At 60.5% G+C, this 25,814-nt stretch carries 25 protein-coding genes; 9 read left to right on the forward strand and 16 right to left on the reverse strand.

All coding sequences use genetic code 11. The features are described 5' to 3' along the window. Window positions 1-315 precede the first annotated feature (315 nt). A complete protein-coding gene (locus FW756_RS08480) occupies window positions 316-966 on the reverse strand; it encodes a LuxR C-terminal-related transcriptional regulator (RefSeq protein WP_446430031.1) in 651 nt (216 codons plus the stop codon). A 5-nt stretch (window positions 967-971) separates the two neighbouring features. After that, entirely contained in the window at window positions 972-2,270 is a 1,299-nt protein-coding gene (locus FW756_RS08485) for a sensor histidine kinase (protein ID WP_446429733.1), read from the reverse strand. A 170-nt stretch (window positions 2,271-2,440) separates the two neighbouring features. Between FW756_RS08485 and FW756_RS08490 the strand changes: the two genes are divergently transcribed. Together FW756_RS08490 and FW756_RS08495 are read left to right on the forward strand one after the other, a co-directional pair. Continuing rightward, window positions 2,441-3,562 carry an ABC transporter permease gene (locus FW756_RS08490; RefSeq protein ID WP_446429734.1) on the forward strand — a complete coding sequence of 374 codons (1,122 nt, stop codon included), beginning with the start codon at window positions 2,441-2,443 and terminating at the stop codon, window positions 3,560-3,562. Further along, window positions 3,559-4,278, forward strand: coding sequence for an ABC transporter ATP-binding protein (locus FW756_RS08495; RefSeq protein WP_446429735.1), 720 nt, complete (start codon window positions 3,559-3,561; stop codon window positions 4,276-4,278). Before FW756_RS08490 ends, FW756_RS08495 begins: the two co-directional genes overlap by 4 nt. Before the next feature lie 23 nt (window positions 4,279-4,301). Here FW756_RS08495 and FW756_RS08500 read toward each other — a convergent pair whose 3' ends face one another. Continuing rightward, entirely contained in the window at window positions 4,302-5,153 is an 852-nt protein-coding gene (locus FW756_RS08500; RefSeq protein ID WP_446429736.1) for a PHP domain-containing protein, read from the reverse strand. 74 nt (window positions 5,154-5,227) lie between these two features. Here FW756_RS08500 and FW756_RS08505 point away from each other — a divergent pair, with 74 nt between their 5' ends. Continuing rightward, window positions 5,228-6,595, forward strand: a complete 1,368-nt coding sequence (locus FW756_RS08505) for an aminopeptidase P family protein (RefSeq protein WP_446429737.1) — start codon at window positions 5,228-5,230, stop codon at window positions 6,593-6,595. A 259-nt stretch (window positions 6,596-6,854) separates the two neighbouring features. Here the strand turns inward: FW756_RS08505 and FW756_RS08510 are convergent, their stop codons facing one another. Then, window positions 6,855-7,361, reverse strand: a complete 507-nt coding sequence (locus FW756_RS08510; RefSeq protein WP_446429738.1) for a general stress protein — start codon at window positions 7,359-7,361, stop codon at window positions 6,855-6,857. 93 nt (window positions 7,362-7,454) lie between these two features. Here FW756_RS08510 and FW756_RS08515 point away from each other — a divergent pair, with 93 nt between their 5' ends. From FW756_RS08515 to FW756_RS08525, 3 genes are read left to right on the forward strand one after another with little or no spacing between them, the layout of a single operon-like run. Further along, on the forward strand, window positions 7,455-8,717 hold the full coding sequence (locus FW756_RS08515; protein ID WP_446429739.1) for a magnesium transporter MgtE N-terminal domain-containing protein: 1,263 nt from the start codon (window positions 7,455-7,457) through the stop codon (window positions 8,715-8,717). Next, the gene (locus FW756_RS08520) at window positions 8,714-9,283 is read left to right on the forward strand and encodes a DUF1003 domain-containing protein (protein WP_446429740.1); all 570 of its coding nucleotides are present in this window, start codon (window positions 8,714-8,716) and stop codon (window positions 9,281-9,283) included. Before FW756_RS08515 ends, FW756_RS08520 begins: the two co-directional genes overlap by 4 nt. A gap of 25 nt (window positions 9,284-9,308) precedes the next feature. Beyond that, window positions 9,309-10,478, forward strand: a complete 1,170-nt coding sequence (locus FW756_RS08525) for a P-loop NTPase (RefSeq protein WP_446430032.1) — start codon at window positions 9,309-9,311, stop codon at window positions 10,476-10,478. Between the two features lie 66 nt (window positions 10,479-10,544). Here FW756_RS08525 and FW756_RS08530 read toward each other — a convergent pair whose 3' ends face one another. Further along, window positions 10,545-10,901, reverse strand: coding sequence for a twin-arginine translocase TatA/TatE family subunit (locus FW756_RS08530; RefSeq protein ID WP_446429741.1), 357 nt, complete (start codon window positions 10,899-10,901; stop codon window positions 10,545-10,547). 127 nt (window positions 10,902-11,028) lie between these two features. Between FW756_RS08530 and FW756_RS08535 the strand changes: the two genes are divergently transcribed. Then, on the forward strand, window positions 11,029-11,661 hold the full coding sequence (locus FW756_RS08535) for an O-methyltransferase (RefSeq protein ID WP_446429742.1): 633 nt from the start codon (window positions 11,029-11,031) through the stop codon (window positions 11,659-11,661). A 73-nt stretch (window positions 11,662-11,734) separates the two neighbouring features. Here the strand turns inward: FW756_RS08535 and FW756_RS08540 are convergent, their stop codons facing one another. From FW756_RS08540 to pheS, 11 genes are all read right to left on the reverse strand, one after another. Beyond that, on the reverse strand, window positions 11,735-11,905 hold the full coding sequence (locus FW756_RS08540) for a DUF3117 domain-containing protein (protein ID WP_446429743.1): 171 nt from the start codon (window positions 11,903-11,905) through the stop codon (window positions 11,735-11,737). A 174-nt stretch (window positions 11,906-12,079) separates the two neighbouring features. After that, complete coding sequence (locus FW756_RS08545; protein ID WP_446429744.1) at window positions 12,080-13,372, reverse strand: citrate synthase; 1,293 nt, start codon at window positions 13,370-13,372, stop codon at window positions 12,080-12,082. Window positions 13,373-13,656: 284 nt separating this feature from the next. Next, the gene (gene fdxA / locus FW756_RS08550) at window positions 13,657-13,974 is read right to left on the reverse strand and encodes a ferredoxin (RefSeq protein ID WP_188034441.1); all 318 of its coding nucleotides are present in this window, start codon (window positions 13,972-13,974) and stop codon (window positions 13,657-13,659) included. 77 nt (window positions 13,975-14,051) lie between these two features. Next, window positions 14,052-14,702, reverse strand: a complete 651-nt coding sequence (locus FW756_RS08555; protein WP_446429745.1) for a hypothetical protein — start codon at window positions 14,700-14,702, stop codon at window positions 14,052-14,054. Then, entirely contained in the window at window positions 14,671-15,579 is a 909-nt protein-coding gene (gene argB, locus FW756_RS08560) for an acetylglutamate kinase (protein WP_446429746.1), read from the reverse strand. Before argB ends, FW756_RS08555 begins: the two co-directional genes overlap by 32 nt. Before the next feature lie 8 nt (window positions 15,580-15,587). Then, complete coding sequence (argJ, locus tag FW756_RS08565; protein WP_446429747.1) at window positions 15,588-16,751, reverse strand: bifunctional glutamate N-acetyltransferase/amino-acid acetyltransferase ArgJ; 1,164 nt, start codon at window positions 16,749-16,751, stop codon at window positions 15,588-15,590. Window positions 16,752-16,840: 89 nt separating this feature from the next. Further along, entirely contained in the window at window positions 16,841-17,893 is a 1,053-nt protein-coding gene (gene argC / locus FW756_RS08570; protein WP_446429748.1) for an N-acetyl-gamma-glutamyl-phosphate reductase, read from the reverse strand. Between the two features lie 107 nt (window positions 17,894-18,000). Then, window positions 18,001-18,777, reverse strand: a complete 777-nt coding sequence (locus tag FW756_RS08575) for an enoyl-CoA hydratase-related protein (RefSeq protein WP_446429749.1) — start codon at window positions 18,775-18,777, stop codon at window positions 18,001-18,003. A 300-nt stretch (window positions 18,778-19,077) separates the two neighbouring features. Further along, window positions 19,078-19,818, reverse strand: a complete 741-nt coding sequence (locus tag FW756_RS08580) for an SDR family oxidoreductase (RefSeq protein ID WP_446429750.1) — start codon at window positions 19,816-19,818, stop codon at window positions 19,078-19,080. 176 nt (window positions 19,819-19,994) lie between these two features. Beyond that, window positions 19,995-22,571, reverse strand: coding sequence for a phenylalanine--tRNA ligase subunit beta (gene pheT, locus FW756_RS08585; protein ID WP_446429751.1), 2,577 nt, complete (start codon window positions 22,569-22,571; stop codon window positions 19,995-19,997). Beyond that, complete coding sequence (gene pheS, locus FW756_RS08590; RefSeq protein WP_446430033.1) at window positions 22,571-23,611, reverse strand: phenylalanine--tRNA ligase subunit alpha; 1,041 nt, start codon at window positions 23,609-23,611, stop codon at window positions 22,571-22,573. Before pheS ends, pheT begins: the two co-directional genes overlap by 1 nt. A gap of 160 nt (window positions 23,612-23,771) precedes the next feature. On the opposite strand from pheS, the gene FW756_RS08595 reads away from it, so the two are divergent. Beyond that, the gene (locus FW756_RS08595; RefSeq protein WP_446429752.1) at window positions 23,772-24,431 is read left to right on the forward strand and encodes a copper resistance CopC family protein; all 660 of its coding nucleotides are present in this window, start codon (window positions 23,772-23,774) and stop codon (window positions 24,429-24,431) included. A 6-nt stretch (window positions 24,432-24,437) separates the two neighbouring features. After that, complete coding sequence (locus FW756_RS08600; RefSeq protein WP_446429753.1) at window positions 24,438-25,772, forward strand: Dyp-type peroxidase; 1,335 nt, start codon at window positions 24,438-24,440, stop codon at window positions 25,770-25,772. Window positions 25,773-25,814: the final 42 nt, after the last annotated feature.

Here is a 25,814-nt window from a genome sequence, read left to right on the forward strand (position 1 = left end):
CTCATTTGTGGCGCATTCTGCGCCGCTTTGCTCACAAAAGCGCGCGGCCAACGGCCGCACGAGTCCCTCACATGTTGAGGGAAAGTGGCGCAGGTCTGAGCCGGTCTGTTCCTCCGCGGGGTGCGTTCTCGTGCTCAACCCACCGAAACCAGGCCTTTCTCTCGAGAACGCACCTTTCTGCCGTTTGAAAGGCCCCTTCTCGAGAGAAAGTACCCTTTTCGATGGGTTAGGCGTTCCGGCCTCGCCCGAAGCCCCCAACACGGCCGAAGACCCAACACGGCCAGACCCCAGGCGAAGACCCAGCACGGCCAGAACCTAACGAATGGCGCCAGACTTCCGCGCAGCTGCGACGGCCGCCGTCCGCGACGAGACTCCAAGCTTCGTGTAGATATGGGCAAGGTGCGTCTTGACCGTTGCTTCAGAGATCACGAGTTCGGTGGCAATCTTGGTGTTTGATTTGCCCTGCGCGACAAGGGTGAGTACTTCCGCTTCGCGCGCGCTCAGACTTTCCTGCGGCGCGCGTAGTCTGGCCAGCAATCGGCCAGCGATCGCAGGAGCGAGCGCGCTCTCCCCCGCAGCAGCCGCACGGATCGCCGCGACGAGCTCCTCCGGGGGTGCATCCTTCAGCAGGTACCCGCTTGCCCCGGCTTCCACAGCGCCCAGAATGTCGCCATCCGTGTCGTAGTTTGTGAGAACAAGGACCGCGGGAGGATTCGAGAGCGCCCGAATCTCTCGTGTCGCGTCGGCACCATTGAGAAGCCGCACTCCAGCCGGGCTTTCGACCGCCGGTTGCGCCCCAAACTGCAAGTCCATCAGTACGACGTCAGGTGCGTGCTCAGCAGCTGCCCGCACCGCCTCGGCTGGAGTTGACGCATCAGCGACCACTTCAAATTCTGGCTCGCACTCAAGCAGGGCGCGGATCCCTGCCCGAACGACCGGGTGATCATCTGCAAGGACGATACGCATAGTCTTCACGCTCCAGCTCTCTTAGGGAGGACAGCGGTCACCGTGGTTCCGGCACCTGGCACTGCCTCAAGTTCAAGTGCCCCACCCAACTGCAGGACGCGTTCTTCGATCGCACGGAGCCCGAATGAGTCCCGTGATGGGTCATTGGCTCGCATGATGTGTGGATCAAAGCCCACCCCATTATCGGCAATGGAGAGACGCACCTCCCCGTCTGCACTCACGCTCAGGGAGATGTCGGCACGATCCGCGCCAGAATGCTTCACCACGTTTGACAGCGCTCCCTGGGCAATGCGCAGGAGCGCGGTACTCGTGTCCATACCGAGATCGCCTGCTTCAGCAGCGGGATCAACTTCGACCACCACCAGGATGCCCGTTCGACGACTTTGTTCGGCTGCAAGTCGTCGCAGCGCATCAGCAAGGCCGCTCGATAGTGATTCTGGAGTGAGCGCACGGATGATCTGGCGCGTATCAGCAAGGCTTTCTGCCGCGGTTTCGCGCGCAAGTCGCAGGTGCCCGAGCCCGGGCTCCGGTGTCGTGCGTTCAGCTGCATGCAACAGCATCTGAATGCTTGAGAGGCCTTGTGCGACCGTGTCGTGAATGTCGCGAGCGAGGCGAGCTCGTTCTTCGAATGCGCCCTGCTCGCGCTCGGTTGCAGCAAGCTGTTCGCGCGTCACAAGCAGCTCTTGCACGAGGTCCTCGCGCTCGTGTACTTCCCGTGTGAGCATTCGGTACCCGTACCCGATAAAGACCGCGACCACTGCGCCGACAATGGGACCGATCACGCCCCCGAAACTAAATCCAAGGTGTAGTCCGAGCGCAAGCACAGCAATCCCTGTCGTCACCACCACCGTGATGAGTCCGCCTGGGGACGGCAGCACATGCAGATACAGGAAGAACAGCGGGAAGACGAGGTAAGCGCCCTCCGGGGAGAGCCAGACAAGAATCGTCCACAGCAGGGTGAGCGAGGCCACCCAGGCCACCGACTGCGCAGTGTGCGCAACAGGAGACGCAGGCGTGCCACGAAAATGACCGAATACTGCGCCGCCGGCATAGACCGCGAGGAATCCGACTGCGACCACAAGCACGGCAACAAAATACGGCGATCCTGTGACGTAGCTCGTCACCACCGGCAAGACAAGCAGGCCGATAAGCAGCACATGCAAGCCCAGACGGAGACCGGCGAAGACGGGCGACAACGTCGCCATTGCTCCTGCGCCAGAAGGGGCGACGAAGTCACCGGAGTCACCGGGAACATCCTTCGCAAACCGCGATGATGACGTTGCTGGCTCTCGTGATCGAATCATGACGATTCCAGGCTACGCGGTTCTTGGCTCCCCGTCATCATCCAAATGGATGACCCCGCATCGACCGATCGGAGTGATGAAAGACCGGGCATGCGGCCGATGAGCTTTGCCTGCAAACTCGCGATTCTTGAATGGTGGCCGCGCACCGAGCGCGACCGGAAGGAGTTATCGTGTTCGTTGCTTGGAGAGACCTGCGGTTTGCGCGGGGTCGCTTCTTCCTCATCGGCACAGTGGTGGCGCTCATCACTCTGCTCGTCGGCTTCCTTTCGGGACTTACCGGAGGTCTTGCATCGCAGAACATCTCTGCGATGCTGCAGCTTCCTGGCGAACGCGTCGTTCTGCAGAACCCGGGTGATGGCGCTCCTGACTACGCAACTTCGTCAATCACGAACGAGGCTGGCGAAGCATGGATCGCGGCCGATGGCGTCGAGACCGTACTCCCCCTCGGTATCGCGCAGGCGCGCGCTGAGAATACGAGCGGATCTGCGTCGGCAGCAGAAGGCACGGTCGGCGTGGCGCTGTTCGGCATGTCCGAGGCGTCAGCAAAAGACGGCACCACCGGTTCTGTCTTCGATCTCACCCCAGAAAAATCTGGCGAGGTTGGCCTCTCACAGGGCGCCGCTGATGAACTTGGCGCGCAGGTCGGCGATACCCTCACGATCATCGGCTCGGAGTTTACCGTCGCGAAAATCGGACCAGAGGCGTGGTACAGCCACACCCCCGTTGTCGCGATGGATCACGGCGACTGGGCAATGTCGAACGCGAAGCTTGGCGGAACGGGCGCGCCAACGGCGTTGCTCGTGTCAGGAGCAGACGGATCCGCACCCGATTGGGATGCAATCGCAGCTGACACCGGAACGAGCGTGAAGACCCCGATCATGTCGTTGTCCGCGCTGTCGACTTTCAAGTCTGAGATCGGCTCGCTTGGCCTCATGATCGCGATGCTCTTCGGCATCTCTGCCCTCGTCGTCGGCGCATTCTTCACCGTCTGGACGATGCAGCGCGCAGGCGATGTCGCAGTCCTCAAGGCACTCGGCGCTTCGAACTCGTCGCTGATCAAGGACGCGCTCGGTCAGGCGCTCGTGGTGCTCATTGCGGGAATCGGAATTGGCATTCTCGCAGTGACGGGGCTCGGCCTTCTCGCGGGTCAAGCGCTGCCATTCCTGTTGAGCCCGCTCACGACGGTGTTGCCTGCGCTCATCATGGCCGTCCTCGGCCTCGCGGGTGCCGCATTCGCACTCCGTACCGTCACCAAAGCTGATCCACTCGTAGCACTTGGGAGCCACCGATGATTGAACTGCAGAACGTCACCCTCACTTTCCCAGACGGCGACAGCCGCGTCACCGCGGTCGACAACGTCACCCTGACTGCCCCCGCTGGCAAGGTCACCGGCATCACGGGCCCCTCGGGATCTGGCAAGTCTTCGATTCTCGCGGTTGCATCGACACTTATTCGACCGGACTCCGGCAGTGTCCTGCTGAGCGGCCCGAATCACGCCACCGTTGATGCGGCAAAACTCTCGCTTGAAGAAGCGGCAGCGCTCCGACGTGACCGCATCGGCATCGTGTTTCAACAGTCCAACCTGCTCCCCTCGCTCACAGCCCGCGAGCAGCTGCTGGTCATGGCTGAGCTCGGGGGCGCGGATCGACGCACGAGACGCGCGCACATTTCGGGACGCGTAGATGAGCTGCTCGCAGCCGTTGGTCTTGCCGAACACGCGAACAAACGTCCCCACCAGCTCTCAGGCGGCCAGCGTCAGCGTGTAGCGATTGCACGTGCGCTCGTCCAGGAGCCCGACGCGCTCCTCGTTGATGAGCCGACAAGCGCGCTCGACCAGGAGCGTGGCGCTGAGATCATGCAACTGATCTCAGATCTCACGCATGAACGTGGCACCGCGACACTCCTCGTCACGCACGATCTGGTACATCGAGGCACCCTCGACGAACTCGTCACCGTTGTCGACGGACGAATCGCAGCAGACAGCATGGCTGGCAGCGCTGCTGCATAAACGGTCGAGCGAGTGAAATCTCGCTAGCGTGGAGTGGCGGTCATCTTTCGGATGGCCGCCACTGTCGTTTCCGGCGTAGTGAAGTCTCCGAGCCTATTCGGCTTGCCTGCTCCGTGGAAGTCGCTTGACCCGGTCGGAACGAGCCCAATCTCGCGCGCACCTTCGCGCAGGACAGGGACCCATTCTGGTCGGTTCTCTGGGTGTTCGAGCTCAATGCCCCACAGGCCAGCTGCGGCGAGCGCGGTGAGGTCGGTGAGCGGAATGGGTTCTGCCTGACGGTTCGCGGCAGGGTGAGCGATGACGGGAACGCCGCCAGCTTGCCGTACCAGGCGGATCGCTTCTGCGGTGTCCATCGTGAGCGTCCCGATGTAGTAGGGCGAGCCTGGGTACAGCAGCTCGGTGAAGGCAGCGCTGCGGTCGACAAAGTAACCCGCGCGGACGAGCGCGTCTGCAATATGGGGACGGCCAACGGTGCGGGCGTCTTCTGCACCGAGCACGTCTTCCCAAGTGATCGCGTAGTCCACCATGATGAGTTCCACCATCTTGCTCGCACGGGCAAGTCGTGCACTTCGCACGACCGAGAGCGCATCAAACAGCTCTCCTGCCTCTGGCGAAATGCCGTATCCGAGGAGGTGCGGTGAGCGGCCAGCAAACTTCGTGGTGATCTCGATTCCTGGCAGAAAGTCAATGCCGTGCGCGGCCGCTGCCTCACGCGCCTCATCCCAGCCATCGATCGTGTCGTGGTCAGTGAGCGCGAAGCCGCTCAGCCCGATCCGCGCGGCTTCGGCTGCAATCTCACTCGGCCGGGTCGTGCCATCGGAATAGACCGAGTGCGTGTGGAGGTCAAAGCCTCTGTGCTGCTCGGTGTTACTCATTCCGCCAGTCTATGGGCTTTGGGCCGAATTGGGGTGCTGAGCCAGCTCTCCGAGGGAAGTGAGAAGATGGGAGTATGACCACGAGCGAGCAGGCTACCCACGAGGTAGAAATCGATAACACGAACCGCAGCACGACCCCGCAGAACGATGCGTTTGGTGCGTACATTTCGCAGCACTGGGCGGATCGCGTTGACGAGCTTCCGGCTGCTCATCCGGCCGCGGCGTTTGCCGCTGAACGCCGTGCTGCAGTTGCCAAGCAGTTCCCTGGCCAGCGTCTCGTCATCGCGGCGGGTGCAATGAAGCAGCGTTCGAACGACACCTTCTACCAGTACCGAGCACATTCGGCATTTGCGCACCTCACCGGTTGGGGCGCGGAGTCTGAGCCAGGCGCGATCCTCGTCATCGAAGACGATGCGTCCACGCTGTACTTCCGCGAGCGCGCTGGTCGCGACAGTGACGAGTTCTTCGCGAACCCTGAGATTGGTGAGTTCTGGATCGGGCCACGCCCATCCCTCGCGCAGGTGTCAGCGCTCCTCGCGGTTCCGACTGCGCACCTCGCAGAGTTCCGCCCCTCGTCCGACGATCTCACGCTCGATGACGCTGACCTTGCTCGCGTGACGTCAGAGCTGCGCCTGGTGAAGGACGAGTACGAGCTCGCTGAGATGCAGGCCGCAGTTGACGCGACAGCACAGGGCTTCACGGAAGTCCTCGCTGCGCTTCCCCAGGCGAGTGCGCACCCACGTGGTGAGCGTATCGTTGAGGGCGTTTTCAATCAGCGTGCCCGTCTCGATGGCAACACGGTCGGCTACGAAACCATTGCAGCGTCTGGCCCGCATGCGTGCACCCTGCACTGGATCCGCAACGATGGACCGGTACGCGAGGGCGATCTCCTCCTCCTCGACGCCGGTATCGAAATGGACAGCCTCTACACGGCAGACATCACCCGCACCGTCCCCGTCTCAGGGAAGTTCTCTGAGGTCCAGCGGCGCGTCTACAACGCCGTACTCGAAGCTGCAGATGCTGCGCGCGCGATTGTGCGTCCTGGAATCCGGTTCCATGAAGTGCACGACGCAGCCATGCAGGTCATCGAGCGCCGTACCCGCGAGTGGGGCATCCTCCCCGAAGATGACGGAACTGCGTACTACCGCCGTTACATGGTGCACGGAACCAGCCATCACCTCGGAATGGACGTGCACGACTGCGCGCAGGCCCGCCGTGAAATGTACATGGATGGCGTGCTTGAACCAGGAATGGTCTTCACTATCGAACCTGGCCTGTACTTCCAGCCTGACGACCTCACCGTCCCAGCTGAATACCGTGGCATCGGCGTGCGGATCGAAGACGACATCGTCGTGACCGAAAGCGGTTGCCTGAACCTCTCCGCTGGCATTCCTCGCACCGCTGACGCGGTCGAGGCGTGGATCGCTAACGCACAGCGCTAGGCAGGGCTCCGGGTCCGGCTCCGGCTCCGGGCCTGGCTCCGGCTCCGGGCATTCCCTGTGAGGTCCCCATTTCTCAAGGTTGCCCCCCTCTCTCGAGGTCCCCCTCTCAAGGTCACCCCTTCGAAACAGCTCCTTTCTCTCGAAACCGGCCCTTGCTGACGCAAGAAAGCCCCCTTCTCGAGAGAAAGGGGCTCTTTCGCGTGGTCAGCCTCGCCCAAACGACCAGAGACGGATCACGCAGCCAAGGCGAACCGCATGGCTACACCGTGGGCGGCACCTCGCCCATCAGTACGCGCCGCGCGTCGTGGACAAGCTCAGGAGTCGTATACAGCTCGTATCGCACAGCGATCATCTGCGTCACCGACGAGAAGCCACGGCGGTTGCGGGTCATTGAGTACGAGACCACGCTGAAAAGCATGCCAAAACCGGCGCCGATCACGAGCGCCGCAACGAACACACCGAGGATGCCCGTGTTGTCTGGCTGGAAGAGGAACAGCAGCACACCAAGGAACAGGCCAAGATATGCGCCAGAGAGCGCACCCATCAGGGCGACTCGACCATAGGTAAGCTTGCCGGTGATCCGCTCAACGCTGCGAACATGGTTTCCGACGATGCTCACCTCACGAACGGGGAATCCACTCTTTGCGAGGGTGTCAACCGCGCTGCGAGCGTCCTCGTAACGGTCGTAGGTCGAGATAATGTCACCTGTTGGCAGCTCAAGTGACAGGGGCGTACGTGGGGCCCCGGGCTGTCCTGTGAAACTCATACCTTGATTGTATGGCCCAGCGCTGGTTGAACCCAGTGTTTTGCTTCGCGTTGCCGTTACCTTGCTGTCAGCCGTAAGCGGTAGCGTAGGGGTGTGAGCAATTCGAGGGTCTTTGTCGGCCGCCTTGCGGGGCGGGGTGTTTTTGACCCTGCCGGTGATCGCATCGGAAAGGTACGCGACGTCCTTGTCGTTTATCGACACCAGACGCAACCGCGCGTCGTCGGTCTCATCGTTGAGATTCCAGGCAAGCGTCGTGTTTTTGTGCCGATCAGCCGTGTGACGTCGATTGGTTCTGGCCAGGTCATCACGACAGGCCTCATCAACATTCGCCGCTTCGAACAGCGAAGCGGCGAGGTCCGCGTCTTGGCACAGCTTCTTGGTCTTCCCGCGCAGCTCGCAGATTCAACCCGTGTGCGCGTTGAAGACGCCGCAATTGAACGCACTCGTTCGGGCGAGTGGATCCTCTCCGAGGTATTCGTGCACGTGATCCGCACAGAAGTTCGCGCGTTCAGCAGGCCTGAGACACGCATTGTGGCCTGGACCGACCTGCGTTTGCCGCAAGAGAAGTCAGAGGCGCAGTCGGCAGAACGTCTCATCCAGACTTTCCTCGATCTCAAGCCGGCCGACCTCGCTGAAGCGCTCCTCGAGCTCCCGTTTGAGCGCATGACCGAGGTCATGGCAGAGATGTCTGACGACCGAGTCGCCGACGCGCTTGAAGAGATGACAGAAGCGGATCAGCTGTCTCTGCTCGCCCATATTCCTGAGAAGCGTGCCGCAGACGTGCTTGACCATATGGAGCCAGACGACGCGGCAGACCTCGTCTCAGCGCTTCCGGACGCCAAGCGAGAAGAATTGCTTGACCTCATGGAAGATGAGGAAGAAGCTGAAGTCCGTAAGCTCCTGGGCTACGCACCAGACACCGCTGGTGGCCTGATGAGCCCCTCGGCAATCATCCTTTCCGGCGAAGCAAGCATCGCCGAGGGCCTCGCGATGATCCGCCGCGCAGAGATATCCCCTGCCATGGCTGCTGCCGTCTACGTGACGCACCCGCCATTTGAGACCCCGACTGGTGAGTTTCTCGGAATCGCTCACTTCCAGCGCATGCTTCGCTTCCCGCCCCACGAGCGGCTGTCAGCACTCCTCGACAACGAGATCGAGCCGGTGCACGTCGATGCAGACGCGGCAGAAGTCGCCCGCCAGCTAGCAAGTTATGACCTGGTAGCCATTCCTGTTGTCGATGATCAGACCCGCCTCGTTGGCGTCGTCACGGTCGACGACGTGCTCGACCATCTCCTTCCAGATGACTGGCGTCACGCAGCGGACGACGACACTTCGCACTCAGGAGCAGGCGCATGATCCGCTGGGGAAAGAGCACGTCGCTCGATGCGCCGCGCGCCTCAGGGATCCGCGCCCCGCAGGAGGGGCGTACCGGCGGCAACGAGCGATTTGGCCGCTGGACGGAGAGCATTGCGCGAGGCATGGGAACCCCGTGGTTCTTGCTCATTCTCAGCGCCTTCTGCGTCGCTTGGCTCGCGTGGAATACCTGGGGGCCACAGCATCTTCGTTTCGACTCTGCCGCGCTCGGATTCACCGCGCTCACGCTCATCCTCTCGCTGCAAGCGTCGTACGCTGCACCGATGATTCTGCTCGCGCAGAACCGTCAGGATGACCGCGACCGCGTGCAGATCGAGCAGGACCGTCAGCGTGCAGAACGTAACGTCGCCGACATCGAGTTCCTTGCGCGCGAGGTTGTTTCGCTCCGTATCGCGATGAAGGATCTTCCCGACCGGGAATTCATTCGACAAGAGCTGCGTTCGCTGCTTGAAGAGCTCGATACTGAAGAGGAGGACACTGCGTCCCCTTCGATAGCTTCCCAGCCCGCGGATCCCGAGCATCCAGCGTCCAGCACACCAAAGGAGTAAGCGCGCAATGACCACAGAGCAGACGATGCCCGGTCGCGAAACCGCGTCGGCACTCGAACTCACCTTGTGGACCGCGCTTGACCGGGTCCAGGATCCTGACATCCGTCGCCCATTGACCGAGCTCGGAATGGTGCGCGAGGTCTCAGTCAGCACGACTGCAGCTGGCACGACTCACGCAGCGGTGAGCATTCAGCTCACCATCGCTGGCTGCCCCGCCGCTCGCCAAATTGAGGCCGATGTTCACAGCGCTATTGACTCAGTCGCGGGCATCGAGGCAAGCTCCGTTGACGTTGGAGTCATGACTCCGGCTGAACGGCAGGCGTTTGTCGAGCGCGTGCGCGGATCGCGGCCTCGTCAGTTCGGCCCAGACTCTCTCACGCGCGTCATCGCGGTGACGAGCGGGAAAGGTGGCGTTGGCAAGTCCTCGCTTACCTCAGCGCTCGCGATGGCATTTGCGCAGCGCGGGCTCTCGGTTGGCGTCATCGATGCCGACATCTTTGGGTTCTCGATTCCGAGCGTACTTGGCCTGAGCCGTGACGGCAAGGTCGAGCAACCCACACGAGTGGGCGAGATGATCATCCCGCCCTCGGTGGATGGTGTGCAGGCAATTTCCATTGGAATGTTCTTGGGCGATGCTGATCCACGAAATACCGCGGTCTCATGGCGTGGCCCCATGCTGCACCGCACCATTGAACAGTTCTTGCGCGATGTCTGGTTCGGCGACCTCGATGTACTTCTGCTCGACTTGCCACCAGGCACTGGAGATGTCGCCATTAGCGTTGGGCAGCTCCTCCCCCAGGCAGAGGTGCTCGTCATCACCACTCCACAGGAGGCCGCAGCCGATGTCGCCGTGCGCAGCGCGCTTGTCGCACGCCAGACCGGCCAAAAGGTCATCGGTGTCATCGAAAACATGGCAGGCCTTGTGCAGCCCGATGGTAGCGTCCTTGACATCTTTGGCTCGGGTGGTGGTCGCACGGTCGCAGAACGCCTGTCAGACGACGAGCACGGCACCGTTCCGCTGCTCGGCAGTGTGCCGCTGAGCCCAGATTTCCGCGCCGCAGGCGATACCGGCACCCCGCAGGAACTCATCGCGAGTGCGGATCCCGCAGGCGCAGAGGTGCAGCTCATCGCAGACCGAATCATCGGGATTGGCCGCGGGCTCGCTGGTCGCCCACTCGGCATTAGCCTCAGCTAGGAGTCGGGCGCGGCAAACTGCACGTTGCGCCCCGACGCGCAGCAGACGAGGTCTGTGGTGCGCGGCTTATGTCGCCTCGTCGTCGTAGCGCATCATTCCGCTGAGCTTCGACTCACGCTCCTTGCGCGCGTTCTCGAGACGCTCGCGGCGCTCCTTCAAACGGTTCTCACGCTCGTCTTCGACGAGCGCTTCCCGCACGATGCGTCGCGGATCATACTGGCGCGGATCAAGCTGCTTCCAGTCGACGTTGTCGTACTCAGGACCCATCTCATCTTTCAGACGTCCCTTTGCGCCGTCAGCCATTTGCTTGATGGTCTTGACGAACTCGCCAAGCTTCTTCGCATACTCGGGCAGGCGGGTGGGACCAACGATCAGCATCGCGATCACGAGAATCACCAAGATCTTGTCGAAAGTCAGGCCCATACCCGCCATCGTACATCCCCGTGGGCACCGAAACCTTACGATGACGCGCGTGTGTACCCTCTCTGCGCACCTCTGAACCTCTACGCTTAGAACGTACTCGTGTTGAGTCGCGATCGTTGGAGGACAAGTGAGCAAGGTCGAGCGTAACTGGCAGTTCGTTGAGCAGTACCCGAACGAGCCCGACTCACTCGTGCGTGCGCGCCGACTTTCCATCGAGCACGGCATTACGCCTGTCTCGGGCTCTGTCGCATCGCAGCTCTCGGTGCTTGCAGCCGTCTCCAACGCCCGAAACATCTGCGAGATCGGAACCGGCCTTGGTGTCAGCGGCTTAGCACTGTTGCGTCATGCCCCTCATGCGACACTCACCACGATTGAACGTGAGTCGGAATACGTCAGGGAAGCACGCCCAATCTTTACTGAAGCTGGCGTCCCGTCAGCTCGGGTGCGTTTCGTCGAGGGTGACGCACGCCACATCATGCCTCGCCTGAACCTTGACTCCTACGACATCGTGCTGCTTGATGCCGAGCCAGAGATTCTGCTTGAACTCTTCGAACACGCACTCGGCATCGTCCGCCAGGGCGGAACCATCATCATTCCCAACGCGTTGGCCGACGGCCAAGTCTCGGACCCAGCAGCACGCGATACCCAGACCCAATCGCTGCGCGATCTGCTCGCTGTTGTTGCCGATTCACCAGCAACGGCCGCATCGCTTGCGGCATCTGGTGACGGTCTCCTCACTGTCGTCAAACTCGCAGCCTAGCGGGACACACATCCCACAGAAGCAAAAGAACCCCATCTCACACGAGATGGGGTTCTTTTCTTACGCGGTAGGCTCAGCCGTCGAGCACACCAGCGAGTACATCACGCAGCTCTGCTGCTTCTTCATCATTGACCGAAACGACGAGTCGACCGCCGCCTTCGAGAGGCACGCGCACCACAATAAGCCGGCTCTCACGAACCGCTTCCATGGGTCCGTCTCCGGTCCTCGGTTTCATTGCCGCCATGACGCCTCCTTGCAAGCTTGATACTTCCAATGTCTATTATCTCCCGCAAACGGTGAGCGCACGAAATCGACGTGTCATATTCAAGAAATTCCATGAAATCACCCTGAAATATGAGTGTTTGTGACACAAAAAGGGGCGAAGCGCTTGCGCGCCCCGCCCCACTTGTGCACCCATCTACCGGTTCAGATGACGCACGGGAGAACCCGTGTACAACTGCTGCGGGCGACCAATCTTCGTCTGGGGGTCCGTACGAGCCTCACGCCACTGTGCGATCCAGCCTGGCAGGCGTCCGATTGCGAACAGCACCGTAAACATTCGGGTTGGGAACCCCATGGCCTTGTAAATCACGCCGGTGTAGAAGTCAACGTTTGGATACAGCTTGCGCTCCTTGAAGTAGTCATCTTCAAGTGCGATCTGCTCGAGCTCCTGCGCAAGGGCGAGCAGCGGGTCATTGACGCCGAGCTCTTCGAGCACCTTTGCGGCGCTGTCTTTGACGATACGAGCACGCGGATCGTAGTTCTTGTACACGCGGTGACCGAAGCCCATGAGCTTCACGCCATCTTCCTTGCGCTTGACCTTCTCCACGAATGCCTGCACGCTCTGGCCGGAATCGCGGATCTGCGCGAGCATGTCGAGCACAGCTTCGTTTGCGCCGCCGTGCAGCGGGCCAGAAAGCGCGTTAATGCCAGCAGAAACCGAGGAGAACAGGTTTGCACCTGTCGAGCCAACGAGGCGTACCGTCGAGGTCGATGCGTTCTGCTCGTGGTCTGCGTGGAGAATCAGGAGCTTATCAAGCGCATCGACGAGCACCGGGTTCATGATGTAGTCCTCGGCCTTGTTGCCGAAGTTCAATCGCAAGAAGTTTTCAACGAAGCCCAGACTGTTCTTCGGGTACAGGGTTGCCTGACCAATCGACTTCTTGTGCGCGTATGCCGCGAGCACTGGAAGCTTCGCAAGCAGACGGATCGTGTTCACCTCAACAAACTCGGGAACCGAGGTATCGAGCGAATTCTCGTAGTAGGTAGACATGGTCTGCAGCCCACCAGAAAGCATCGCCATGGGATGCGCGGTGTGGGGCACAGCCTCGAAGTAGTAGGCCATGTCTTCGTGCAGCAGAGTGTGACGGCGAATCTCGCTATCAAACTCGAAGAGCTGGTCTGGCGTCGGCAGCTCGCCATAAATCAACAGGTACGCAACCTCAAGGAAGGTTGACCCCTTAGCGAGCTCTTCGATCGGGTAGCCGCGGTACCGGAGCACACCTTCATCGCCATCGATGTAGGTGATCGACGACTTCGTCGATGCAGTATTCACGAAACCGTAGTCGAGCGCGGTGTAGCCACTCTGACGCGTGAGCGTGCTCAGATCAATCGCCGAGTTGCCGTCAACTGCTGAGAGGATCGGAAATTCGGCCGAACCCTCAGGCAGGATCAGCTTCGCTGTATTGGGGCTCTGTGTCGAGTCGGTCATGTCATCTCCTCGTGAGATCTCATGCTGGCGAGCATCTGTTTAACGCTGCCATTGCTTTCAGCCTATCGGCTCCTATTGGGAGTCCACGGCCAGGCCGTAGATTCGTTACGCCCCTGCACTCAGACTATCTTGATGTCGAGCGAAATGCGACGTAATACACACAACGAGATTTTGCCGTTATGCAACAGTCTCAGACTACTGGTTTCCGCAGCTTCTTAGGCGCAAAGACACAAAAGCCGCTGTTTCTTCCGAAGAAACAGCGGCCGGTGCATCTCGTGCGGCTTTTAGGCCTGAGGCGGAAGGGCCGCCACGACTGGATGATCGAAGTTGTACATGCCAACCTTCGCCGCACCGCCTGGCGAACCAATTTCATCGAAGAATTCGACGTTCGCGCGGTAGTAGTCTGACCACTCGCTCGGCAGGTCATCCTCGTAATAGATTGCCTCGACCGGGCATACAGGCTCACAGGCACCACAGTCGACGCACTCATCTGGATGGATGTAGAGCGAGCGTTCGCCCTCATAAATGCAGTCAACTGGGCATTCATCGACGCAGGCGCGATCCTTCACGTCCACGCACGGAAGAGCGATCACATAGGTCATGATCCACGCCTTTCACTCGTCAGAACAATGCTCCTATCCTAGCCGGTCGGAACCGGGCTGGCTGCGAGCGCGCCTAGTCACCGAGACAAGAAGATATGCGCTGCCCAACCGCCGCCAAGGAGCCACGGACCGGCAGCGCCCTCACTTGCACAATTCCGAATTCGCTGAAGATTCTGCAGTGCAAGCGCTGCAGCGAGAAAGAGCAGCAGTACTCCGGCACGCGCCAGGGGCTCCTGGCCGAAAGGCACGACCGCCACTCCAATGACGCCGCACAGCTTCACGTCCCCTGCACCACACGCTCCAGGTTCGATCCACCAGAACACAAGGAGCAACACTGCGGGGAGGACCGCCGCAATCGCAGGCCACACCAATGGGGGCGCGGATCCATCATCACGCATCATTCCGACGGCGAGCGCTGCCACGACTGCGACGGCCACAACACATGCTGCACGCATCAGCAGCTTGTTCGGAATGGTGAGTGTGGCCTGATCCGCCACGACAATCTGCCCGCTGAGCGCTGCGAGTACACAGGTGACAAGACCTGGAATGACTCCGGTGAGGAGCCACAGTGGGTCGCCGACAGCCTCGCGGAGTTGGTCGAGCGCAATCGCTGTCGCCAGCACACCAGCGCTGCAAGCCAGAACAATGACGCCGGCGAGGGAAACGTGACGCTCCCCCGCCGGCGATGTGAGGCCCTTAGTCTGGGACGACCTCTGTACCGATGCCATGCTCAGTAAAAATCTCGAGCAATACGGAGTGGGGTTCCCTCCCATCGATGATGGCGGCCTTCGATACGCCGCTGGTGACTGCGTCGAGGCAGGCACGCATTTTGGGAATCATTCCAGACTCGAGTGTCGGAAGCATCTCTTCAAGATCAGTGGTGCTGATCGAAGAAACGAGCGAACTCTTGTCTGGCCAATTTGCGTAGAGCCCGGCAACGTCGGTGAGAATCACGAGCTTTTCTGCCTGCAATGCCGAGGCAAGCGCCGAGGCGGCCGCATCAGCATTCACGTTCAGTGACTCACCAGGACGGTCAGCATCGGGTGCAATCGAAGAAACCACCGGAATCATGCCGGCACCGAGCAACGCGTGAATCGGCTCGGTACGAACCCCGACGATATCGCCAACACGACCGAGGTCAACATGCTCACCGTCAACCGCAATGGGCGGTCGACGCTTGCCGATGAAGAGCCCAGCATCTTCACCAGTGGTACCTGAAGCAAATGGGCCGTGAGCATTAATCGACTCAATCAGCTCCGGGTTCACTTTGCCCGTCAGCACCATGCGCACGACATCCATCGTCTCAGGAGTCGTCACGCGGTAGCCTCCGCGGAATTCGCTTTCAATTCCGAGTCGTTCAAGCATGCGATTGATCTGCGGGCCGCCGCCGTGCACGACGACAGGCTTGATCCCTGCATGGTGCAAGTACACGATGTCCTCAGCGAACGCTTCAAGAAGGTCATCATCCACCATCGCATTGCCACCAAACTTGATGACCATGATGGTGTCACGGAACTTCTTCAGCCACGGCAGGGATTCAATGAGCACCTGTGCTTTGGCCGACGCCTGCGCATGATCGAGCGCGGCCTTTGTCGTAGTAGCCACTCTGCGTCCTAGCTCGAGTATGCGCTGTTCTCATGCACATAGTCATGCGTGAGATCGTTCGTGCGGATCAGTGCCTGAGCCTCGCCAGCAAACAGCTCGATACGAACATGGGTCTCACGCGGAGTGAGATCGCAGTCTGTGACGGGACGGTCTGGGGCTCCTGCGTGGCATAGTCGAATGCCATTGAAGCTCACATCAACCTGGTACGGGTCGAAGGCTGCCTCGGTGGTGCCGATCGCAGCAAGCACACGGCCCCAGTTCGGGTCGTTGCCAAAGATCGCAGCCTTGAAGAGATTGTTTCGTGCGAGCGCACGGCCTACTTCAACCGCATCTTCCTCAGACGCGGCACCGAGTACCTCAATGTCGATGTTGTGGCTTGCGCCTTCGGCGTCTGCCTGCAGCTGAGCCGCAAGACTGTCGCACACCGCGATGAGTGCCGAGGTGAACTCTGCCTCGTCAGGCGTCACTTCAGACGCTCCAGAGGACAACAGAGTCACCTGGTCATTGGTCGACATGCATCCGTCAGAGTCAAGACGATCGAAGCTCACCTTCGTCGCTGCACGAAGCGCACGATCGAGCGCCTCGGCGTCAAGCACCGCGTCAGTCGTGATCACGACGAGCATCGTTGCGAGGCCAGGCGCAAGCATGCCAGCACCCTTCGCCATCGCGCCGATCGTCCAGCCTGCGCCCTGATGCGAGGCCACCTTTTCTACCGAGTCGGTCGTCAAAATAGCCGCGGGTGCCGTCGTGTCGTCTGCAGAAAGCTGCTCGACCAGTGCCGGAATATTGAGCACAATCTTGTCTCGGAACGTCTGGTCGCCTGCTCCGATCAGACCGGTGGAGCACACCAGCACGTGGTCGGCTACGCCCTCCGCGCCGTCAAGCGCGGCCGCAACAGCTTCAGCCGTGAGCTTTGTGGTTTCATACCCGAAATCACCGGTGAAGCAGTTCGCGCCACCCGAGTTCAGCACAACCGCGCGTGCAGGACCGTTCTGCACGACCTTGCGACTCCACAAGATTGGGTTCGCCTGGGCACGGTTCATCGTGAAGACCACAGCCGACTCTGGCTTCGGGCCGTCATTCACGACGAGAGCGAGGTCAGGCTTTCCGGTGGACTTGAGGCCGACTGCGATACCCGCAGACCGGAACCCCTGGGGTGCGGTGACGCTCATCGCTACTCCTTTTCATGCGTCGATTAGTCGACGCGATCCGCTCGCTCGTTGGCGAGCACTGTTCTAACGTGAGTGAGAGTGACTCGCGCTTAGGGGGCTAGCCCGTTCACTGACAGACCAGTGTCTTCAGCGAGCCCAAGAGCAATGTTCGCTGACTGAATTGCAGCGCCAGCAGTGCCCTTGGCCAAGTTATCGAGTGCCGCGACGATGACCACACGTTGTGCCGCTTCATCGATCGCAATACCCATGAGGCAGGTGTTTGCCCCAAGGGTGTCTGCGGTCCGCGGGAAGACTCCTTCTGGGAGCAGGTGAACAAAAGCCTCATCTGCGTACGCGTTTTCCCACGCCGTACGTACCTCAGCAGCGCTCACACCCGGGGTCAGCTTTGCGGTCGTCGTCGCAAGAATTCCACGCGACATTGGCACAAGCACTGGGGTGAAGCTCAGGGTCGGTTCTACCGGCGCACCAGCGCGGCGAAGCGACTGCTGAATCTCAGGAATGTGGCGGTGTGTGCCACCAACAGCGTACGGGTTCGCGGTGCCCATCAGTTCAGCACCCAGTAGGTGGGTCTTTGCAGCTTTGCCAGCACCCGATGGGCCTACCGCAAGCACAGACACAATGTCATCGGCCTGAATCACACCGGCAGCAATACCAGGCGCCAAAGAGAGGCCAACGGTTGACGCATTGCAGCCAGGTGCAGCGATGCGCGTTGCACCGACGAGGGCCTCGCGCTGGCGTCGTTTGCCGCCGTCAATCAACAACTCTGGTACGCCGTACGTCCAGGCATCGTGGAATTCGCCGCCGTAGAAAGCTTCCCAGTCCGCGGGATCTGCAAGACGATGATCAGCACCACAATCGACTGCGAGCCGAACATCTGTCAGCTGTGCAGTGAGCGCGCCTGAAGCCCCGTGCGGAAGCGCAAAGAACACAATGTCGTGACCGTCGAGCACCTCCGGAGTCGTTTCGCGAAGCGTGAGGTGTGCAAGTGAACGCAGGTGAGGCTGAGACTCGATAAGGGGTCGACCTGCAGAGGAATGCCCGGTAACCGTACGAATCTCAAACTCTGGATGGCCAGCAAGCAGACGGAGCAGCTCGCCGCCTGCGTACCCACTCGCACCAGCCACTGCCACACTGAAAGTCATCGACGCTCCTTCATCTCTGCACACCGATGCTCTCTATTCTCGCACTTCACTGCAAATCCTTCGATTTCAGACGCAACATGCTGTGATTTCTGCATGATTCAGCGGGGCTACTGGTGTGAGAAGTTCGCCGCGCGCTTCTCGCTAAAGGCTTGCATCCCTTCCTTCTGATCGGCCGTCGCAAACTGTGCCGCAAACGCCAACCGCTCAAATCGCAGGCCTTCAGCCAGTGAGGTCTCCTGTGCTGCCTGCAATGCCTCCTTAGCTGCGTATACGGCCGGAAGTGACTTCGAGGCAATGGTCTCTGCAACCTGTTGCGCTTCTGCAAGCAACTCGCTCTGTGGCACGACGCGCGATACGAGACCGCTCCGCTCAGCCTCCTCAGCCTTCATCTGGCGTCCGGTGAGAACAAGTTCAGCGGCTTTGTACTTGCCGATCGCACGAGGTAGACGCTGCGACCCACCAAACCCAGGAATGATGCCGAGATTAATTTCAGGCTGGCCAAAGCGTGCCGAGTCAGCAGCGAGAATGATGTCACACATCATGGCGAGTTCACACCCACCACCAAGCGCGTACCCTGACACTGCTGCGATGAGGGGGGTGCGGATCCGCTCAAATGGTGCCCAACCGGGGAAGGGAGCATTCAAGTACATCTCGGCGTAACCCTGCTCCGACATTTCTTTAATATCGGCACCTGCGGCAAACGCTTTCTCCGAACCAGTAATCACGATTGCGCCGATCTCTGGATCTGCATCAAACGCTGTCGCAGCGTCAATCAGCTCACGCACGAGCGTGGAATCAAGTGCGTTCAACGCCTCAGGGCGGTGAAGAGTGATCGTTGCGACACGGTTGTTCGCGGCGGTGAGAATACGCGTGTAGTCAGTCATAAGTCATACGTTACCGGCCTACAAGCGATTGATGATCAGTTTCTACATCCCGGTCCGGTGAGGTAGGTGCCCGGTCTGGCTGAAAATCCGCCCTCGTGCTTCGGGACGATGTGGGACTGGCCGTCACACGGCACTGCAAGAAAGACACCGGTCGAAAAGCATGGCTCTGCATCAAACGCAGAGCCATCGCAATCAACCAGTCATCGCCCACATAAAGTTTTGCGAACGCGCATGTGGACAACGCTGGGGCCTCAGCCACCTGGTTCATCGCTTCACACCAGGTGCATCAATGCTGGTGTATCAATGCCGGTGCAATTGCGAGTATTCAGAGAGCCAATTCACATAGCCCACCGTACAGATCTCTGCATTTTGCTGCGGCAGTAGCGATCCGTCTCGCAGGGTTTTCCCGTATCTTCCCCAGTACGGCAGCTCAATGACTGGGCGCGAATCAGCCCGTGCTTCAAACACCAGTCGAGTGATCTCAGCAAGTCGCAGACGATTCGGGCCAGAGAACGCTCTGGCATAGCCAACTGGCACGCTCTCAGCGGCCCAGAGCAGCCGCTCAGCGATTGCTCTCGCAGGTAGCGGCTGTGCGAGCACCTCAGGCACAAACACCCAACCGCCTACGGACTTCCCATGTTGCTCCGCAAACTCATATGAAGGCGCTGTCGGCAGAATTGTCCACGGAATCTTTCCCTCTGCAACGCAGTGCTCTTGGACAGCCTTGCCAGCAAATCGCCCATATGGATGCGCAGCTGCACCGATCGTGGTCAACAGCACGTAGTGCCGCACGCCACCAGCCAATGCTGCCGTTTGGAGCCGCCGTGACGCGAGCTCAAAGAAGGTGACTCGCTCGTAGTCGTGACGAGGGTCGACCACGTCGATCACGGCTTCAACACCACTCAAATCAAGACCAGCACCGTCGTATACATCACAACCGGTGGATCTCGCGAGCGTCAACACGTCGTGCCCCGCAGCGCGCGCAAGCTGTACCGTGTGCGCGCCGATATGTCCGGTTCCGCCAACCACCGCGATACGCATGCCCGCCTCCTTTGGCTTGCTCGTGCGCTAACCATAAGCCTCATGAGCGTGTTGCACCAGGGATACTTTTCTCAGCGCTGCCAGCTTCGCCGTCTCACCAATGGTGCCCCCCCACAAAAGAAAGGGGCCGGGGTGACAGATTCTCCTGTCACCCCGGCCCTTTCACAGCGCATGGTTTAGTCGCGCAGCTTCGCTCCGAAAGCCAGCTCAGCAGCGGCAACACCAGCCAGCTTTGCCTCACTCGCTTCTTCTGCCTTCAGCGTGCGGTCCGCCGCACGGAAGCGAAGCGCGAACGTCAACGCCTTCTCCCCGTTTTCGATGCCCTGACCACGGTAATCGTCGACGACGTGAGCATCTTCAAGAAGCTCACCGGCTCCAGCGACGACCACGGTGAGCACGTCGCCAGCGGGGATGTCTGCCGAGACAACAAGCGTGAGATCTTGCGTTGCAGCAGGGTAGCCGGACAGCGACGATGTCGTTGCTTCACGCGGTGCGAGGTCGATGAGACGCTCGAGATTCAGTTCGAATGCTGCAACTCGTCCTGGGAGATGATGATCCGCGACAAGCTCAGGAAGGAGCTCGCCTGCAACACCAATAACTTCGAGGCCGCCTTCATCACCATCGGCATCGTTCACGACGCGTACCGCAAGATTCGCCGTACGGCCAGGGTGGAATGCGCGGTGCGTACCCTGCATCACCACGAGTTCTACCGAGACAGCAGCAGCAACTGTACGCGCGTATTCAAGCGCATCAGCCCAGTCATAGGCCCGCTCGGTTTCACCTGGCTGCTTGGCCACGGCTTCGCCGATGAGCAAGCCTGCAGCGTGCAGAGGCTGCTTCGGAATCGATGCGTTCAGCTCAGCAAGCATCTCGTCAGAAGGACGCTCAGCGAGCGGCGGCACGACGGCGGTACCAAGCGGCGTACCCGTCAGGGGCACGAACACTGAACCGAACTCGACGAGTGCGAGATCAGTGAGGCCGCGCGAAGCATTGCGCTGTGCCGCGGTGACAAGACCTGGGAGCAGCGATCGGCGCATGAATGGCGAGCTCGCATCAAGCGCGTTTGCGAGACGAATTGCGTGGACAGCTTCCGTTGCCGCCTCTGCGGTCTCCTCTGCACCGGAACCGAATGCGTTGAGCTGATCGCGTGACATGAATGGGTAGCTCTGAATCTCGTCCAGACCTGCGGCAGTTACGATGTTCGCTGCGCGTCGACGCAGTCGCTGCGCACGGGTCAGGCCACGACCAGCTGGCGCAACCGGAAGCACCGACGGGATACGGTCGTAACCGACGATCCGCGCAACTTCCTCAACGAGATCTGCAGGTCGGGTGAGGTCCGAGCGCCAGCTTGGCGCGACGACGACCAATTCACCTGCAGCACCGTCAGTCACCGTGCAACCAATGAGTTCGATTGCCGAACGAACCTCGGCATCGGTGTAGTCAGTGCCGAGCAAACCATTCACACGAGCAATCGGCAGTACGACCTCAAGTGGTTCCCATGGCGCGACGATATCTGAACCGAGCGCATCAGCAGTGCCACCCGCAAGTTCAACGAGCAGGTCAACCATGCGCTGCGCAGCGGCTGGCGCGACACGAGGATCTACACCACGTTCGAAACGCTTCGAAGCTTCGCTCGGAAGCTTGTGTCGGCGCGACGAGCGTGCAATTGAGACCGCATCAAATGTCGCTGCTTCGACAAGAACGTCTGTGGTCGAATCGTCAGTCTTGGTCGACTGGCCACCCATAACCCCGGCAAGACCGATGACACCAGACTCATCGGTGATGAGGAGGTCTTCGGGATGCAGCTTTCGCTCCTGCTCGTCGAGCGTGACGAGTGTCTCGCCTTCCTGCGCACGACGCACAGTGATGCCACCCTTGAGCTTTGCAAGATCGTACGAGTGCAGCGGGTTGCCCAGTTCAAGCATGACGTAGTTCGAGATGTCGACAGGAAGCGACAGCGAACGAATACCGGCAAGCTGCAAACGAGCTACCATCCACGGTGGTGTGGGGATCGTCGCGTCGATGCCGCGCACCACACGAGTCACGAACCCAGTCACCCCTTGTTTGCCGCGGATCGGAGCATCATCAGCAAGGTTGACGCTGAAGCCAGCGGCAGGAGCCACATCAATGTTCAACGCGGGATCGGTGAAGACAGCCCCGGTTGCATGCGAGTACTCACGCGCAACGCCACGGAGCGAGAACGCATAACCGCGGTCAGGGGTGACGTTGATCTCTACTGCGGTGTCATCGATACCCAGTAGTGCTTTCGCATCGGTACCGACTTCGGGGTCGAGGTCGTAATCCTTGAGCACGATGATGCCGTTGTGCTCGTCACCAAGCGACAATTCGCGCGCCGACGCCATCATGCCGTCAGAAACGTGACCGTAAGTCTTTCGCGCCGCAATAGCGAAACCGCCGGGCAGCACAGCACCTGGCAAACATGCGATGACTTTGTCACCCTCTACGAAGTTGTGTGCACCACAGACGATACCGCGTACGTCAGCGCCACCGTCGGCAGCGAGCTGCCCCTCTGGCGCAACACGAACTTGGCACCAATTCACGGTCTTGCCGTTTGAATGCTCTTCGGGTTCGCGAGAGAGAACCTGGCCGACAACAACCGGGCCAGTCACTTCAAAACGGCGGATCGACTCCTCTTCAAATCCCACACGCACGAGATCGGCATGCACTGCTTCGGGAGTGACGTCAGCGGGGAGAGTAACAAGCTCGCCCAGCCAGCTGAGTGGAATACGCATCAGACCAGTCCTCCGAACTGCTGGTTGAATCGGACATCGCCTTCGACCATGTCACGCATGTCGTTGAGGTCGTTACGGAACTGCAGGGTGCGCTCGATGCCCATACCAAAGGCGAAGCCCTGGTATTCCTCGGGATCAAGGCCAGCCGCCATCAGCACCTTGGGATCGACCATGCCGCAGCCGCCCCATTCAACCCAGCGGGCGCCACCCTTCGCGTTCGGCTGCCACACATCCATTTCGGCTGACGGCTCGGTGAAGGGGAAGAAGTTCGGACGGAGGCGAATCTTTGCCTCTTCGCCAAACATCTGACGGGCGAAATGCTCGAGGGTGCCTCGCAGGTGAGCCATTGTGAGGCCCTTGTCGATGGCGAGACCTTCAATCTGCTGGAACACCGGAGTGTGTGTCGCGTCAAGCTCGTCCGTGCGATACACGCGGCCGGGGCACACGACGTACAGCGGGAGATCGCGCTCAAGGAGCGACCGTACCTGTACCGGCGAAGTATGGGTACGAAGCAGGAGGTGGCGGTCAGCGGGATCAACAAAGAACGTGTCCTGCATCGCGCGTGCAGGGTGATCCGGGTCGAAGCCGAGCGCATCAAAGTTGAACCACTCGTGCTCAAGCTCTGGCCCCTCTGCGATCTCCCAGCCCATGCCGATAAAGATGTCAGATGCTTCGTCTTGCAGCTGCGAAAGCGGGTGGCGCGAGCCAGCCTTCCGACGCACGGGAGCCTCAGTGACGTCAACGGTCTCTGCAATAAGGCGTGCGGCAGCCTCTGCCTCGGCAAGCGCGGACTCGCGCGCCTTAAAGCTGCCCTCGACACGACCGCGGGCCTGGCCCATGATCTTGCCGGTTTCTGCCTTTGCGTCTTTCGGTACCTCGCGCATGAGCGAGTTCAGCTTTGCAATTGCAGAAGCATCACCTACGTGCGCGGTGCGGGCGGTTTTCAGCTCGGCGAGGGTCTGTGCCGCTTCGAACGCGACAAGCGCGTCGGCAACAGCCGCATCGACGGCTTCCTGGGTGATCGGATTGATGTCTGACACGGTCATCAATCTTACCTTGCCCCGATGGGTGCAGGTTCCGCGACTTTCGGTGCACGACAGACCGACGCACGTCCAGCCTCCAGCCAGCGTCTTTCTCTAAGCTGCTGAGTAGGACACACCACATTCATCATGCGATGAACCCAACGATGGAGGCCTTTCAGTGGGTTACCGATTCACTCTCGCCGCGAACAGTCAGCTCAGTACAGTTTCAGAGCGCCGCGCGTCACAGCCTTGGCTTCGCGCATTCATTGTTGGCTTGGTTGCTTTCTTCGCACTACTCATGGGGCCGGCTTCTCCCGCGCTCGCGCACGACGAACTTGCCAACGTTGACGTTCAGGTGGGCACATCAGGCGGGGCCTCCGCAATTACGTTGAGCTACACCAACAACATCATGGCTGGCGCGACGATCGTCAATGTGACGAATGAAGCTGGTGCCGACGTCACCAATGGTGATGCGGTCATCGACGGGATGGACGTGAATCAGGCGCTTCAGCCGCTCGAGCCCGGTGTGTATCAGGCCGTATGGAGCGTTGTCTCAAGCGACGGCCACCGCATTGAGGGCGGCTTTGAATTCGATGTTGTTGAGGGCGCAACTGAGCCCCCTGCGATTCGCACCATCACCTCAGTTGCTGGCGCAGAAGCACTTGCTGACACAGAAGACGCGACCGAAGGCACAAGCGGCGGCGCTGTGTGGCTCTGGATCAGCATCGCCATCGCTGGTGTTCTCGTCATCGGAGGCGGTGTAGCTGCCTTCGCGATGAAGGCAAAGCGCAACGCTACACCAGAGGACGCAGACAACGGCGTCTCAGAGCTCGAGTAGCTGACGGTGACTTCGAACACTGACGGCACGTCCGTCGCGCCTGAAAATCCCACGCCCATTTCAGACAAGAAGCGTGCGGCTCCTGACACGTCCAAGAACGGCGGCGTCAGCCGCCGAGCGCTCCTCACCGGCAGCGCTATCGGCGCTGGTGTCGGGCTAGCGCTCGGTGCCGGCGGCGCCACAACCGTCGCCGCGATCCGCGCCAATAACCTGACTGCAGGGTATGCAGAGCCAACCGTGGAGCCATCTCTGGGGTACGAGGGCGATGAGCCAGGATATGGCGGCGAGTCGCTCCCCTGCCACGGCGCCCACCAGGCCGGCATTACCACGCTGCCCGCTGCGCACGCACGCTACCTTGCATTCACGCTCAAGCCCGAGACTGATCGCGATGCAATCATGCGCATGTTGCGCATTCTTACCGATGACATCGAGGGTCTCGTGTCTGGCGCTGGCCCACTCGCCGATCCAGAACCTGAGCTCGCAGCGCGGCCGTCTCGACTCACAATCACGGTCGGTGTCGGTTCTGAGCTGGTGAAGCGAGTTGACAGCGCGAAGGTACCAGCATGGCTTGCACCACTTCCCGCTTTTAAACTTGACGAGCTCACGCCTGAATACTCGGGTGGTGACCTCCTCATCGTGCTGCAGGCCGACAGCCAGATGCCTATCTCTCACGCAGCTCGCATGATGCACAGAGATCTTGCAAGCTTCGCGACACCGACATGGTTCCAACAGGGCTTCCGACAGTCACGCGGCGCCGAGGCCCCAGGCAAGACCATGCGCAACCTCATGGGCCAGGTTGACGGGACCGTCAACCCATCCCCAGAAGATGACGACTTCTCTGAGCTCGTTTGGATCGACGGTACTGAGAAGGGCGAAGGCTGGCTGAAAGGTGGCTCCGCGCTCGTCTTCCGCCGGATTCGCATGGAGCTCGATACCTGGGATCAGGTCGATCGTCCAGGCCGGGAAGACACCATCGGGCGCACCCTTGATACCGGCGCTCCCATCACCGGTGGCGACGAAAGCACACCGATGGACTTCGAAGCGAAGAATGCCCTCGGGTTACCAGCCATCCCCATCACCGCTCACTCTCGCCGTGCACACTCGACTGATCCGAGCGAGCGGATCTACCGGCGTGCAATCAACTATGACGAGGGAACCGAGGCCGGCCTGGTCTTCGTCTGCTACCAGCGAGATCCGCGCAAGCAATTCGTCCCTATTCAGGAACGGCTTGACGAGCTCGACATGTTGAACGAATGGGTCACGCACACCGGATCCGCTGTCTTTGCCATGCTTCCCGGATTCAAGAGCGGTGACATCATCGGCGCGTCGCTCTTCAACTAGGGCAGGAACAGTGTGAGGGGCGGGCAGGTACGATCGTGTACC

This window comes from Leucobacter sp. 1207-22 (genome assembly GCF_052850455.1).